Source organism: Streptosporangium sp. NPDC002607 (genome assembly GCF_053592655.1).
The window spans coordinates 23,762-38,411 of sequence record NZ_JBSFWD010000017.1; the positions used below are offsets into that span (position 1 = coordinate 23,762).

The window sequence follows — 14,650 nt, forward strand, 5'->3', positions numbered from 1 at the left end:
AACGGCCCCTTCGGGGCCTCTCCGCGACCCCCGCGGGTCCGGTCCAGGGCCTGGGGCACCGGATGTGGGTGAAGGCCGTCAGGAGCCCTCGGTGAGCCTGCGGAGGCCGCGGGCGGCGCGGCCGAGCAGGGAGCGTTGCCGGGCCTGGCGCAGGGCGACGGCCTCCAGGCGGCGCTGTTCGGCCTTCTCCTTCCACCTGACGGTGTCGCGGCGGCCCTTGGCGGCCGCCGCGCGCAACTCCTTGAGCTCGGCCTTGAGCGCGGCGATCTGCCGCTGGGCCCGCTCGGCCTCCCGCGCCCGCGACTCGGCCGCCGCGCGCCAGCGCACGGCCTCCCGGTTGCGGTTCGTGGCCCAGTAGGGGTAGGCGTGCGCCGCCGGCCGCAGCCGCCAGGACTCCGCGTCCAGCCAGGTCGCGCCGTGCAGTTCGGCGATCACGTCGTCGAGCGACTCGCCCTCGCGGGCCACCCGCCTCGCCCTCGCCACGGCGGAGGTCCGCTCCAGGCGGGCGGCCAGAACGCCTGACTCGTCCTCGTCCAGCGCCACGAGCAGCAGGCCCTCGTCGTCCTGCTCCGCCCGCTCGACCAGCATGGCCAGCGACTCCGCCCCGGGCACCCACCCGGCCGGGCAGACGAGCCGGAACGGTGCGGGAGCCGAGGTCGGCGGGACCCGCTCGACGAAGGAGACGCGGCCGTCGTGGGCGTACTGGCCGCGCAGCAGCCGCAGGTCGAGCAACGGGTCGTCCAGCGGCCCGCCCACCGGTTCATGGCGCTCGCCCGCAGGCGACGCCCACGGCCCGGCCAGGGTGACGTGCACGTCGGGCAGGCTGCTGGCCAGTGCCCCGTCGACGCTCGCCCTGACGTCCTCGAAGGAGGCGCCTCGGGCGTCCACCACGACGTCGACGTAGGGGACCAGCCACTGCCGGCCCGCGTCGGTGCGCAGGTGGCGCCGGTAGGGGACCCGGTCGGCGATGAACGGGTCGTTGTGCCGCCTGACGTCCGCGGGCCTGCGCATGGCGGTCGTCGTGCCCAGATGCCAGCTCAGCGCCTCGGTGTCGGGGACGAACACCGCGCCCGTCTGGGTGAGCCGGTAGCCCAGCTCGGTGTCCTCGCCGAGCCGCAGGGAGGTGTCCAGCCCTCCGGTCTCCTTCAGCAGGGCGGCCGGCAGTGAGACCGACGCGCCCACGTGGACGCGGTGCAGCAGCGAGCTGGGCGCGTCGCGGAAGCCGCGGTGCGCGGCGACGAGCCCGACGATCCAGTCGTGCCCGTGCTCGGGGTCCTCGGTGAAGAGGGAGTCCGCCTTGTCCTTGGCGACGGCGATCTGGACCTCGGCGGGGGTGGGCGGGGTGCCCGTCATGGCGGTGAAGCGCAGCGTCCCCAGCACCACCAGGTAGCCGGCCAGGTGGTGCCAGCGCATGTGCGCCTCGACGTGCTCCCGGTAGGAGACGATGTCGGCGTCCATCCGGTGGATCACCTCGCCGTCCGCGACGGCGGTGCCGGTCTCCAGGGCCCAGGCGATGCCCCGGCGGCCGGGGGCGCCGGGGACGATCCGGGTGCGTTCGGGGGCGATCTCGGGGAGCCGGAGCGGGGGCGCGCTGCCGTCGTCGACGACGATCACCTCAAGGAGGTGCGCGGGGTAGGTCTGCGCGGCGAGCGCGGCCAGGGTGAGATCGAGCCTGTCCTGCCCTCCCCGGGCGGGGATCACCACGCTCACCGGCAGGCGCGGCTCCCATGCGCCGAGGACGGGCGCCGGCAGCACCCCGTAGTCGTTGCCGGGAATCCGCGGCGCGGCGGCATGGACGGCCGGAACCGGCGGTGCGTACGGCGCGTCCGGTGCGTCAACGGGCTCCCCGACCGGGACCTGCGGTGTGCGCGGCGCGTTCACGGTGCCTCCGGGGGGAGTTCCATGAGCGCGCTGGGCCGGAAGCCGCGCCACTGGCGCTTGTTCCGGCGCAGGAACGTGCCGATCGGCTCGCGCCAGGTGTGGCTGGCGACGTTGCCGCGCCGCAGGATGTAGCCCAGGCCCTGGGTGCGGTAGATCTGCCCGCCCGCGGCCTGTACGGCGTGCTGGAACTGGGCGTCGATCGTGCCGGGCAGGGGACGGAAGCCGCCCACGGCCTCGAAGGCGGAGCGTTCGGCGAAGATGGTCCCTCCGGCGATGAAGTTGGTGATCTGCTCGGTGACCTGCTCGCGGTGGACGGTCACCCCGATCGAGGCGAGGTAGACGAACTCCGGGACCATGCCCACCACCTGGGCCCCCGAGTAGGAGTGGGCCAGCAGCAGGTCGGAGATGAAGTCGGGCCCGTACCAGTCGTCGTCGTCCATCTTCAGCAGGAACGATCCCGACGCCCTGGCCGCGGCCTCGTTCAGCACGGCCCCGAACACGCTCTCCTCGTTCGCCTCGAACACGGTGACCGGCCGCTCGAAGGAGGCCAGCGCCCCGGCCACGCCGGGATGCGTCGCCGGGATGCCGTGCAGGGCGAGGATCACCTCGAACTCGGCGCCGCGCTGCCTGGCCAGCTGCTCCAGTGCGAAGCCCACCATCTCCGGGCGGCGGGTGGCGAGCAGCACCGAGACCGGCGGCGAGGGCCTCGCGGGGGCGCCGAGCTGTTCCCAGCGGGCGCGGACGCCGTGGCCGCGCAGCGCCTCGCGGCGCAGCCGGATGCTGTGCTCCTCGCGCTCCAGGTCGTCCTTGAGCGCGGGCTCGTCGACCGAGGTGATCAGTCTTGCCAGCTCGGGGCCGAGGGCGCCGGCCCAGCGCGGCACGGCCTCGGAGACCAGCGGCACCCCGGCCGCCGCCAGCCCGGTGACGACGCGGAGCGCGGCCACCGGGCCGCTGTGGCCGCGCCGCCAGTCCACCCGTACCCCTCTGACCTGCCTGATCCGGTTGACGTCCACGTCCGTGACGGCGCCGGAGGCCGCGAAGGCGGTGAGGATCCGGCCACCGCAGGTGATCGCCCAGCGGCCGGACTCCACGGACAGATCGGCGGTGCCGAGGGACGGCACGGTGACGAAGCCCATGGGGTTGACCGAGCGGTCGTCGACCGGTGGGACGGTCCGGGGTTCTGACAGGTCGCCGAGGCCGGCCTGGAGGATCCTGCCGCCGCCGGGGCGGCCGAGCCGCTCCCAGCTCATCAGCTCGGCGACCGGGCGGTCCACCGGGCTCTCGTCGCCGGACCAGGGCGGCGGCTCCTCGCCGGCCGCGCGCACGACCAGGTCGGCGCCGCGGGCACCGAACCTGTCGGGGACCGGCCCCTCCGGTGAGGACGGGGCCGCGTTCGGGTCACCGGGCCGCCAGTGGGCCGCTCCGGGGCCGGCCAGACCGGCGACGGGCGCGGCGACGGCGTCCATCCGGTGTCCCGCGAACGCCCTGGCGGTCGCGGCGAGCGTCCGCCCGGCGGGTGCCGGTTTGGAGAACCGCGCCTCGATCACCCAGGCGGGCGCCTCCGGCTGGTGGACCCGGAGTTCGACGAGCGACCGCCAGCGGTGGGCGGGAGTGGGCGAGGGCACCGGCGCGGTGTACCAGTGCGGTGTCTCCTCCACGGCGACGACCACCCGGGTGGCCATGGCCAGCAGTGACTGCAGGCTCGCGGCCCTGCGGAGGTCCGTCGGGGTGCGGGCGAGCACCAGGATCTCCGCGGCGCCCTCCTCCGCGCGCGGGATGCCGTCGAGGTCGCCGTCGAGGTCCATCGCCCCGTACGACTCCAGCTCGCCGAGTGTCTCGAAGCCCGCGCAGTAGACGAGGACGCGCCGCTTGCCGTTCCGCTCCCCGGCGGTGCGGACGAGATCGATCAGAAGAGACATCAGCCGCTCTTCCCCCGCCGCGGAGCCGCCTGCCGCCTGGCCGCCGGGATGATCCCCCCCAGGGGGCCACGCCGCCGCTCGTCCCGTGGGTGCCCGGCCTCCGCCCGCAGGCGCTCGGTCTCGGCGCGCAGGCTCTCCACCTCGCCCCGCAGCCGTTCCGCCTCGCGTTTCCACCGGGTGCTCTCGGCCCGCCACTTCGCGGGGTCCCCGGCGACGGGCTCCGCCTCCCCGGCGGTCGTCATGCCGAACTCGGCGGCACTCACCCACAGGGAGCCGAAAAGCTCGTGGACGGCACCGTCGGTGTCACCGTCGGTGTCACCGTCCGGGGTGCCTCCGGTCACCAGCGCCGCCCTGGCGAAGGCGGCGGTGCGCTCCAACCTGGCCGCCCTGACCCCGGTGGCCCCCTCGTCGAGCACCGCGCTCAGCAGCCCGTACCCCTCGCTCTCGGCGAGTCTCACCAGCTCGGCCAGGCTGTCGGCGCCGAGTGCCCACCCGGCGGGGAAGGAGAGGCGGAACGGTGCGGGTGCCGAGCCGGAGGGCGCCTCCTCGGCGAAGAGGACCCGTGGCTCATGGGCGTACAGGTTGCGCACCAGACGCAGATCGAGCAGCGGCTCGTCGAGGGAGGGATGGCGCCCGGCGGGGAGCCGAGCCCAGGGCCCGACCACGGTGACGGCGACGTCGATGAGGGTGCCCGCGAGCGCGCTGTCCACGCTCGCCCGCACGTCCTCGTAGCGGGCGCCGCCGACGTCGACGACGACGTGCACGTACGGCACCGGCCAGGTCCTGCGCGGGTGGGTGCGCAGCCAGCGCAGATCGGGGATGAGGTCGGGCAGCACCGACCAGTTGTGCCGGTGCACCTCCTTCTCCCTGAGCATGACCGTGGACGGGCCGAGGTGCCAGCCGCGGGCCTGCGGGTCGGGGATGAAGACCGCGCCCGCCTGCGCGAGGCGGAAGCCGAGATCGGTGTCCTCGCCCATGTTCAACGCGGTGTTCACGCCGCCGGCCGAGCGGAGCAGTGCCACCGGGACCGATGTGCTGGCCCCCGAGTGGAGCCGGTAGGCCCCGGCGCCCGCGTCCCGCAGCCACCGGGTCTCCTTGAGCACGCCCGCCCGCCACTCGTGTGGCGCGGACCCGTCGAACAGTCTCTCCGCGTCCCCGGCCTGCACGGCCGAGAGGACCTCCCCGGCGCGGGGCCAGGTCCCGTCTGGGGTGAAGCGGACGTCGCCCATCACGACGGCGTAGGGGAGGAGGTGGTGCCAGCGCAGGTGCGCCTCGACGTGCTCCCGGTCGAGGATCATGTCGGAGTCGACCCAGTGCAGGATGTCGCCGGTCGCCGCCTCGGCGCCGGTCTGGCGGGCCCAGCCCCGCCCCCAGCGGCCTTCCGGTACCCGGACGAGGCGGGTGCCCGCCGGGGTGATCTCGGGAACGCGCAGCGGCGGGTCGCTGCCGTCGTCGACCACGACCACCTCCAGCAGATGCGCGGGGTAGGTCTGCGCGGCAAGGGAGGCGAGCGTGCGCTCCAGGGCGTCCTGGCAGTCGTAGGCCGGGATCACCACGCTCACCCTGAGCCGGGGCTCCCACCGGCCCAGGTCGGGCGGGAGCAGCGGCCCGTAGTCGTTCTGCCTGACCCTGGCGCGCGGGACACCGGTCCGGCCGGCCAGGTCGTCGCCCCCGGCCCCGCTCACGCCTTTCCCTCCGGGGTGGCCTGTTCGGTCCGCGCCTCCACGGCGGCCAGTCGCGGCAGCAGGTCGTTGACCATCTCCGCCATCTCCTGGCGCTGCGGTATGGAGACCAGCCGATCCTCGCCCAGCGAGACCAGGATCGTCTGCAGGTCCTCGTCCCGCTTCCGCTCGTGCTCCCTGAGCAGTTCGACGATCTCGTCCAGCCGCCGGTCCAGCCGCTCGGTGGCGGCCTTGACCGTGGCCAGCTCCGCTTCGTAGCGCTTGATACGGGTGTCGATCCGCAGGGCCTTGCCGTCGACCCTGCGCACCGTCGCGATCGCCAGCATCTGGACGGCGAACACCGTCGCGATCGCGCCGAGCACGACGGCCGCCGTGGCCGAGATGACATCGGTGCCCGCGAGCAGCGTCAGCGTGATCAGTACCACCGGACCGATGGTCGCCGCCAGAAGCGTCAGTTTTCGGGGCGTGGGCATCCGCGCTTACCTTCCATGCCGCTCTGTCATTACCTGTTCATTGATGGGGAGATAAATGAGGCTATCCGCTCTTCAAGTGCAAATATGGCTGGAAATGGGAAATTCCAAGGTTCCTGTGACCTGTGTGACAGCTGTGAGTGATTAATGGTGATCACACGGGTCAAGTGGGAAGTGTGGTGAGAAGGGATCTTCCTGCCTCGCTATCCTTCGGTCGTGCCCGCGCAGCCGATCTCCCTTCCCCCGTCCCTTCTCGCCACACCGGCGGGCTTCCTGCGGTCGGCGGCCGGGGAGACGGCCGAGCTGTCCTGGACCGGCGAGGGCTGGCTGGCGGCCGGTTCGCCGCTCGGCGACCGGCCGGACGCCGAGGAGGCGGCCCGCCTGCGCCCGCTGCGGGGACTGGTCGTCCGGTGGCCCACCTCCGAGGTTCCGGTCGGCGCGGTCACCGGTCTGGCCGCGGCCGGGGTGCCGCTGCACGCCGCCGTCTCGCCGGACTGGGTGGATCCCGAACTGGCCCGCCTGCTCGCGGCCTGGGCGCCCGAGGAGGACGACGGCTCAGGTCTCCGGTCGGTGACCGCCCTGCGCAGGGAGGAGCACAGCGTGCGACTACGCCGTCACGGGCTCCGCGACCGGATGGGGACAGGCCGGGCGGAGACGCCGCCCACGGTCAGCGTCGTGATGTCCAGCATGCGGCCGCACCTGCTGGGCGCCGCGCTCGGCCAGATCGCCGGGCAGCGCCGGGTACGGGTCGAGGTCCTGCTCGGCCTGCACGGCGTCCCCGCCGCGCACGAGGAGGTCAGGCGGGCGCTGCGCGGGTGCGCCCTGCCCGTCACGGTGGTCGAGGCCGAAGGGGAGACCCCCTTCGGGGAGGTGCTCAACCTGGCCGCCTCCAGGGCGGAGGGCGACTATCTGGCCAAGTGGGACGACGATGACTGGTACGGCCCCGAGCATCTGGCCGACCTGCTGCTCGCCCGCGCCTACTCCGGGGCGGACATCGTCGGCACCGCGGCCGAGTTCTTCTACCTGGAGCCGCTGAACGCCACGGTCCGCCGTACCGACTACACCAGCGAGGTCTGGTCCGAGCACGTCGCCGGGGGCACGATCCTGCTCCCCGCCGACACCTTCAGGGACGCGGGCGGCTTCCCCCCGCTGCCCCGGGGCGTCGACGCCGGGCTGCTGAAGGCCGCGCACGCCGCGGGGGCGCGCATCTACCGCACCCACGGCCTGGGCTACGTGCTGCGACGTTCGGTCGGTGCCGAGCACACCTGGCGGCTCTCCCTGGCCCACTTCCTGCGCGTCGCGTCGAACCAGTGGCGCGGTTTCCGCCCGAGTCTGATCCTGGAAGCGCGATGACAGCACGGATCGCCGGTAACGACTACCGGAGCCTCACGCCGCCCGCCCTGGGGGCCTGGACGCCCTCGCTCCGGGTGAGCGTCGTCATTCCCGCCTACGGTGACCAGGAGAAACTCGACCTGGCACTCGCCGGGCTGGCCGTGCAGACCTACCCGGCCGCGCTGACCGAGGTCATCGTGGTCGACAACGGCAGCAGCCCGCCGCTGCGCCTGCCCGAACTCCGCCCGGAGGGCACCAGCCTGATCGGCTGCCCGATCCCCGGCCGGGCCCACGCCCGCAACGCCGGGCTGTCGGCCGCCACCGGTGACGTGATCCACTGGCTCGACTCCGACGTGGTTCTCGACCGCAGGTCGGTCGAGGCGCACATGCGCTGGCACCATGCCGCCCCGTACCTGGCGGTCACCGGTTACCTGCGCTTCACTCCGGCCCGGTTGCCCGCTCCCGAGGTGGTGGCCGCCGCCGACGACCTGGCCAAGCTCTTCGAGCCCGCCGAGCCGCATGCCTGGCTGGTCGATCTCGTCGAGCGCACCGACGGCCTCACCGCCAACCCGCACCGCGCGTTCAGCCTGCACGTCGGCGGCGCGACCTCGGTCAACGCCGCGCTGCTCGCCGCCGCCGGGCCGATGGACACCGACCTGATCCTCGGCCAGGACACCGAGATGGGCTACCGGCTCGCCCAGGCGGGTGCCGTCTTCGTTCCCGAGCCGCTGTCGCGCGCCTTCCATCTGGGCCCGACCATGCGCATGCGCGGCAAGGCCCCGATCGACCGGGTCAGCCACGCGTTCGTGGCCGACCGGATCCCTTCCTACCGCTGGCTCCGCTCCCATCCGAGCAGGCAGTGGAAGGTGCCGTACCTGGAGGTGGTCGTCGAGCCCGAGGGGAGGACGGGGCGGGAAGGTCCCGGATACTCCTACGACGAGGTCCGCGCCACGGTCGACGCCGTCCTCGCGGGTACCCTGCCTGACGTCGCGGTCACCCTCACCGGCCCGTGGGACCGCATCGGCACGGAGGGGCGCGCCCCGCTGAAGGATCCGGACCTGGACCTGGTGCTGATCCGCGGCCACTACGCCCACGAGGCCAGGGTCCGCTTCGTCGACGAGGCCTCCGTCACCTCCGCTGTCACCTCCGTCGTCACCTCCGCCCCGTCCGAGGCCTCCCGGCAGCCCCGCGCCGGTGGCACCGCCGCCCCCTACCGGCTCAGGCTGCCCGCCGGGTGGGTGCCCGGTGACGACACCCTGGCCCGCCTGGTCGACCTGGCCGGGAACGACGGCTACGGCCTGGTCTCGGTGCTGCTGGCCGAGGGGGGACAGGACGGTGACGGCGGTGTGGCCGGCGGGCCCGGAGCGGGCTCGGAGCGGATGATCGTCGCGGCGCGGCTGGAGCGCACCGCCGCGTTCGGGCGTGCCGCGTTCGTGCTGGAGGAGGGAGAGGACCTCGACGACGCCGTGGAGGACACCTTCGGCGTGGTCTGGGTGGACGGTGAGACCTACGGGTTCGCGTCCGAGGCCCGCCCCATCGTCGGCCGCCGGGGTGCCCACCGGGCCAGGATCGAGGCCGAGGCTCAGGTGGCCCGTCTCACCAGGGAGAACGAGCGGCTCCGCGGTCAGGTGACCAAATGGCGTGACGAGGCGGGCCGCTGGCGAAAAAGCGCGGTCGAGCTGCGGCGCGAGGTCGGCACCCTGCGCAAGGAGCTGGCCGCCGCCAGGAAGGTCGTCCAGTACGGGCTGCTCTCCTCGGTCAAACGGGCCATCACCCGCCGCCGCTGACCTTCCCGCACCGGTTTTTGCCGCGCTGGTCTCTCCCGCGCGGACGCCCGCCCGCGCGGCGCCGGTCAGCGTTCGTTCCCGACGGTGCCGACGCCGCCCAGGAAGTAGGAGCCGATGTTCCGGTACGGCACGGTGGTGCCGGGTTCCGGGCGCCACTCGGGCAGGTTGACGATGCCGGGCTCGACCACGTCGAAACCCTCGAACAGACGGATGATCTCTTTGCCGGTACGGGCGACGAAGGGTGAGGAGGCCCCGTCGTAGACCTGGGTGACCCCCTCCGCCGCTTCCGGGCGCGCGTCGATCGCGACATGGGACAGGACGAGGTGGCTGCCGGGGGCCATGGCCCGGCGCAGGGTGGCGATGATGCCGAGGGGATCCTCCTGGTCGGGAACGAAATGCATGATCGCCAGCAGGAGTATCCCCACCGGCTGGTCGAAGTCGATGGCCGCGCGCACGTCCGGGTGTTCCAGAATCTCCTCCGGCCGGCGTACGTCGCCCTCGACTATGGTCACATTCTCGTTCTTGCCGAGAATCGCCCGGCCGTGAACCAGAACCGTCGGATCGTTGTCGACATAGACGACCCGCGCGCCGGGCGCGACCTGGTGCACATTGTTCTGGGTGGGCAGGCCGGCACCGATGTCGAGAAACTGGCGGATGCCCAGTCCGGCGAGGAAGCCGACGGTCCTGCCGAGGAAAGCGCGGTTGGAACGGGCGCTGTTCCGGACCTCGGGGATGACCTCCAGAACTTTCTCCGCAGCCTCCCGGTCTGCAGGAAAGTGGTCTTTACCCCCTAAATAGTAGTCGTACATACGTGCGACGTTAGGAATGTGGGTTTGAACACCCTTGGGTATCTGGTCGGTCACACCCTGCTCCCTTATGGGGGTATTTCTTGAATTGTATGGATCATAGTCATTCGGACCATTGGAGAAGCTCTACCGGAACTGGCAGGATCGCGCCATGGCCGTCACCCCCCGCGCCGCGTCCTTGGTCTCCAGCTCGCCGAACTCGCCGCCCCGTTGTTCGGCTGGCTGGGCGATCGCATGCGGCGCCAGGACGTGGTCATCCTCGCCCAGACCGTCGCGGCGTTGTCCTATCTGTCGACGTTGCTGATCAGTGACCCGCTCGGCTCCGGGATGATGCTGGTGGCCGTGCTCATCGGGCTGGGGGAGATCGCCGGGATAACCACCGCGGGACCGCTGCTGGCCCAGCAGGCACCCGCCGGGGTGCGCGGCTCCGCCTACGGGGTGCAGACCCTCTGCGGCGCCCGGGGCATCCTCACCGTCTCCGCCCTGGGCGGTCTCCTCTACGACGCCTGGCGCCCGGCCGCGCCGTTCGTGGTGTCGGGCACGCTCGGCCTGCTCGTCGTCGCCTTCGGGCTGGCCGTACGGCGCCGGGTCACGCCCCTGCCGGAAAGCCGCGAGAGCGTGGGCGTCCCGGTCTGATCCGCCCCGACCGGCGACGGTACGGCTCAGTTCCTGAGGGAGGTGCGGAGCCTGCCGAGGAGTGTGCTCCACCCGCCCCGGGCCTGGTGCCGCCGGACCTGCCCGGCGCCCTGTCTCGCCGCCTGCGGCGCGCTCTTCCGCTCGGGGGCCGGAGCCTGGGGGCGGGGCGCGGGCGGGGCGGGGGGCGCCGTCTCGGCGGGCCAGAACTCCGGCCGTGCCCCGCGCCGCACACCGTGGGTGGCCCTGACCGAGGCGGCGACGGCGGCGACGTCGTCCGCGCCGAGCAGCCTCGCCCGGCCCAGCGCCTCGGTCCGCTCCAGCGTCGCCTCGCCGTCGGCGCCGAGATCGACGACGAGCATGCCGGAACGGTCGTCCTGCATCGCGGCGATCATCCGTTCCAGTGAGTCACGCCCCAGCGGGACCGAGGTCGGACCGGTATAGCGGAACGGGATCGGGGTGGGGGTTTCGGAGACCTCGTCGGCGAATCGCACCCGCTCGTCGTGGGCGAAGTGCTCACGCAGCAACCGCAGGTCGAACAGAGGGTCGTCCAGCACCGGCCGGCGGTCCGCGGACAGCTTCGACCAGGGGGCGACCAGGGTGACGACCACGTCGCCGAGCGACCCGTCGAGTGCCGCGCTCACCGCCTCGCGCACCTGTTCCCCAGGCCCCTCGGCACCGAGCACCACCTCCACGTACGGGACCAGCCAGTGGCGGCCACGGTCCTTGCGCAGGTCGCGGCGGAGCGGCACCCGGTGGGCCAGGTAGGGGGCGACGACCTGTACCGCCCGCTGCCGGTTGCGGCGCTGGGCGGGGAGTCCCAGGTGCACGGCCTGGGCCTTCATGTCGGGGATGAAGACCACGCCGTGCGCGGCCAGCCGGTAGGCGAACTCGGTGTCCTCGCCCCGCAACACCTCCGCGTCCACCCCGCCCACGGCGCGGAAGATCTCGCGCCGCATGGAAACCGTCGGCCCCGTGCACACGTGGTAGGGGTTGCGGCTGGCCCGCAGGCCGTTGGTGCGGGAGATCGTCTGCTCGGTGGAGCTGGGCAGGGCGTCCGCCAGGTCGAAGACGGACTCCAGCCGGCCCGCACGCACACCGTCGTGTACCTGGGCGGCCGTCAGCGACGGCTCCTCGACGAACTTCTTCGCGCCGATCGTGACCAGGTAACCGGCCAGATGGTGCCATCGGGCCAGCGCCTCGATGTGCTCGCGGCAGATGACCATGTCGGCGTCGAGGCGCTGGATGATCCGCCCGTCGGCGAGGGCGGCGCCGGTGTTCACCGCGTGGGCGATGCCCCAGCCCGAGGAGTCGGTGGTCACGAGCCTGGTGCCCCGCGGGACGATCTCCGGCAGCCGCAGTGCAGGCTCGCTGCCGTCGTCGACCACGATCACCTCCATGAGGTGATCCGGGTAGGTCTGCGCCGCCAGGGAGGCGAGGGTCAGATCGAGCCTGTGCTGTCCGCCACGGGCCGGGATGATCACACTGACCGAGAGTTCCGGATCCCACGCGCCGAGCGCGGGCGGGTCCAGGGGGGAGTAGTCGTTGTGCCGGATCGGTGGCAGGTCCGCCGCCGCGCCGCCCGTCATGATGTGGCACCCCTTGTCTGGTTCGTAGCCCGTCAAGTGTTCGGCCCATCGCTTGTCAAGGCCTGTCAAGCTCCGCAGACCCTACCGGCCCATTCTTAGGGTTTCCTGTAGGCAGGACGCCCCGGGTGTCCATTCGGTGGACAGCGCATCCCAAGGCTGAACAGGTTGCCCGTAGACTCTTTTTCCAACACCGCAGGTAGCACGCGCACGGATTGGCCGCGCGCGGGAGGAGCAATCATGACCAGGGCGTGGCGTGGCCTCATCGAGGAGTACCGTGACCGACTTCCGGTGACCACGGCGACGCCCGTCGTCACGCTCCTGGAGGGCGGCACCCCGCTCGTCCCGGCGAACCGGGTGTCGGCGCTGACCGGCTGCGAGGTCTACCTGAAGGTCGAGGGCCTCAACCCGACGGGAAGTTTCAAGGACCGTGGCATGACCATGGCCATCAGCAAGGCCGTCGAGGACGGGGCGAAGGCGGTCATCTGCGCCTCCACCGGCAACACCAGCGCCTCCGCCGCCGCCTACGCGGTCCGCGCGGGCCTGACCTGCGCCGTGCTGGTGCCCCGGGGCAAGATCGCGATGGGCAAGCTGGCCCAGGCGCTGGTCCACGGGGCCCGGCTGCTCCAGGTCGAGGGATCCTTCGACGACTGCCTGGAGATGACCAGGAAGCTCTCCGAGAACTACCCGATCGCGCTGGTCAACTCGGTGAACCCGTTCCGGCTCCAGGGCCAGAAGACCGCCGCCTTCGAGATCGTCGACACGCTCGGGGACGCTCCCGACATCCACTGCATCCCGGTCGGCAACGCGGGCAACATCTCGGCGTACTGGATGGGTTACACCGAGTACGCGGGTGACGGCATCGCGACGAGGACGCCCCGCATGTTCGGCTTCCAGGCCAGCGGTTCCGCGCCGATCGTCAACGGTGCGCCGGTGACCCACCCGCACACGATCGCCACCGCGATCCGCATCGGCAACCCCGCCTCGTGGCGGCTCGCCGAGGCCGCCCGCGACGAGTCCGGCGGCGTCATCCAGGCCGTCACCGACCGCCAGATCGCCGCCGCGTACAAGCTGCTCGCCCAGGAGGAGGGCGTCTTCGTCGAGCTCGCCTCCGCCGCCAGCGTGGCGGGCCTCCTCCAGGCCCACAGCCAGGGCCTGGTCGAGCCGGGGCAGCGCGTCGTGTGCACGGTGACCGGAAACGGCCTCAAGGACCCCGACTGGGCCATCTCGGGCGCCCCCGCCCCGGTGACGATCCCGATCGACGCGCACGCCGCGGCCGTCGCCCTCGAACTCGCCTAGGTCCTGTGCCACGGATCCTGTCGTGGCGAGGGCCGGTCGGGCGGTGCCCCGCGGGACGGCGGAGGGAGCCGTGGCGTTCCGCGGTGACCGGCGGCAACGTGGCGAGGCACCGCCCGGCCACGATGGGCGGAAGATCCAAGGGGCGGGGCCCAGTGAACCCGGCACGCCGCGACCGCCCCGGTATCGCACCTGAAAATCCCACAGAACCGGGCAGATAGGAGAAGCCACTTGTCCGCCATGGCCACGCCATCGAGCCGTGCCCCGGGAGATCTATGATCAGCGGCAAGGTGACCGTCCAGGTCCCCGCGACCTCGGCGAACCTCGGCCCGGGATTCGACACGCTGGGTCTGGCACTCGACCTCCACGACGAGGTCGAGGTCGAGCTGTTCGAGCCCTCGGGGGGCTCCGGCTCCCGGAGCGCCGTCATCGAGGTCGAGGGAGAGGGCGCCGGCGAGCTTGACGGGGGTGAGGGGCACCTCATCGTCACCACGATGCGCACGACCTTCGACCGGATGGGGCTCGGGCAGCCGCTCGGGATCAGGCTGCGCTGTCTCAATCGCATCCCGCACGCCCGCGGCCTCGGGTCGTCCTCCGCCGCGATCTGCGCCGGGATCATCGCCGCCCGCGCGCTGGCCACCACCCCGTATCAGGACGGCTCCGCCCCCGCTCACCGGCCGGGGGCGCGGCCCGAGTTCACCGACGACGAGGTCTTCGCGCTGGCCACCGAGATCGAGGGCCATCCCGACAACGTGGCGCCGTGCCTGGCGGGCGGGCTCACCGTCGCATGGACGGACGGAACGGGCACGCCGCACCTGGTGCGGCTGCTCCCGCACTCCGACGTCAGGCCCGTGGTCCTCATCCCCGGGTACCGGCTGTCCACCGAGGTCGCCCGGGGGCTGCTGCCCAAGGCGGTGCCGCACGCCGACGCCGCCGCGAACGCGGGGCGGGCCGCGCTGCTGGTCGCGGCGTTGACGGCCAGGCCGGAACCGGAACTCCTGCTGGCCGCCACCGAGGACCGCCTCCATCAGGACTACCGCGCGCCCGCGATGCCGCTCACCGCCGACCTGGTACGGCGGCTGCGCGGGGCGGGCGTCGCCGCGGTCGTTTCGGGAGCGGGGCCCACGGTTCTTGCGTTTTCGACCGTGAATACGCAGGATTTGATCGCAGCAGAAGTGGGTAATGACTGGCACATCCGGCCACTGGATGTCGAAACCCGGGGTGCCCGCGTTGTTTCTCCTGAGACACGCTGACATCT

At 72.6% G+C, this 14,650-nt stretch carries 11 protein-coding genes; 5 read left to right on the forward strand and 6 right to left on the reverse strand.

Translation table 11 applies throughout. The features are described from left to right. Positions 1–78: 78 nt before the first annotated feature. The 4 genes from ACWD3H_RS20330 to ACWD3H_RS20345 are packed head-to-tail and all read right to left on the reverse strand — an operon-like array spanning position 79 to position 5,955. Positions 79–1,881, reverse strand: a complete 1,803-nt coding sequence (locus tag ACWD3H_RS20330) for a glycosyltransferase (RefSeq protein WP_451956073.1) — start codon at positions 1,879–1,881, stop codon at positions 79–81. Continuing rightward, entirely contained in the window at positions 1,878–3,800 is a 1,923-nt protein-coding gene (locus ACWD3H_RS20335; RefSeq protein ID WP_451956074.1) for a glycosyltransferase, read from the reverse strand. The genes ACWD3H_RS20330 and ACWD3H_RS20335 overlap by 4 nt, the downstream gene beginning before the upstream one ends. Then, positions 3,800–5,485, reverse strand: a complete 1,686-nt coding sequence (locus ACWD3H_RS20340) for a glycosyltransferase family 2 protein (RefSeq protein ID WP_451956075.1) — start codon at positions 5,483–5,485, stop codon at positions 3,800–3,802. Before ACWD3H_RS20340 ends, ACWD3H_RS20335 begins: the two co-directional genes overlap by 1 nt. Then, complete coding sequence (locus tag ACWD3H_RS20345) at positions 5,482–5,955, reverse strand: hypothetical protein (RefSeq protein WP_355549839.1); 474 nt, start codon at positions 5,953–5,955, stop codon at positions 5,482–5,484. The genes ACWD3H_RS20340 and ACWD3H_RS20345 overlap by 4 nt, the downstream gene beginning before the upstream one ends. 213 nt (positions 5,956–6,168) lie before the next feature. Here ACWD3H_RS20345 and ACWD3H_RS20350 point away from each other — a divergent pair, with 213 nt between their 5' ends. Together ACWD3H_RS20350 and ACWD3H_RS20355 are read left to right on the forward strand one after the other, a co-directional pair. Continuing rightward, positions 6,169–7,305 (forward strand): glycosyltransferase, encoded by a 1,137-nt coding sequence (locus ACWD3H_RS20350; RefSeq protein ID WP_355549841.1) that lies wholly within the window; start codon positions 6,169–6,171, stop codon positions 7,303–7,305. Then, positions 7,302–9,071, forward strand: a complete 1,770-nt coding sequence (locus ACWD3H_RS20355; RefSeq protein ID WP_451956076.1) for a glycosyltransferase — start codon at positions 7,302–7,304, stop codon at positions 9,069–9,071. The genes ACWD3H_RS20350 and ACWD3H_RS20355 overlap by 4 nt, the downstream gene beginning before the upstream one ends. A gap of 65 nt (positions 9,072–9,136) precedes the next feature. On the opposite strand, the gene ACWD3H_RS20360 is transcribed toward ACWD3H_RS20355, so the two are convergent. Next, a complete protein-coding gene (locus tag ACWD3H_RS20360) occupies positions 9,137–9,934 on the reverse strand; it encodes an SAM-dependent methyltransferase (protein WP_451956077.1) in 798 nt (265 codons plus the stop codon). 177 nt (positions 9,935–10,111) lie between these two features. Here ACWD3H_RS20360 and ACWD3H_RS20365 point away from each other — a divergent pair, with 177 nt between their 5' ends. Next, positions 10,112–10,513 (forward strand): MFS transporter, encoded by a 402-nt coding sequence (locus tag ACWD3H_RS20365; RefSeq protein WP_451956078.1) that lies wholly within the window; start codon positions 10,112–10,114, stop codon positions 10,511–10,513. 26 nt (positions 10,514–10,539) lie between these two features. Here ACWD3H_RS20365 and ACWD3H_RS20370 read toward each other — a convergent pair whose 3' ends face one another. Then, positions 10,540–12,099, reverse strand: coding sequence for a glycosyltransferase (locus tag ACWD3H_RS20370; protein WP_451956079.1), 1,560 nt, complete (start codon positions 12,097–12,099; stop codon positions 10,540–10,542). A 237-nt stretch (positions 12,100–12,336) separates the two neighbouring features. On the opposite strand from ACWD3H_RS20370, the gene thrC reads away from it, so the two are divergent. Next, complete coding sequence (thrC, locus tag ACWD3H_RS20375; protein ID WP_355549850.1) at positions 12,337–13,395, forward strand: threonine synthase; 1,059 nt, start codon at positions 12,337–12,339, stop codon at positions 13,393–13,395. Positions 13,396–13,667: 272 nt separating this feature from the next. Further along, on the forward strand, positions 13,668–14,645 hold the full coding sequence (thrB, locus tag ACWD3H_RS20380) for a homoserine kinase (RefSeq protein ID WP_451956080.1): 978 nt from the start codon (positions 13,668–13,670) through the stop codon (positions 14,643–14,645). Positions 14,646–14,650 lie beyond the last annotated feature (5 nt).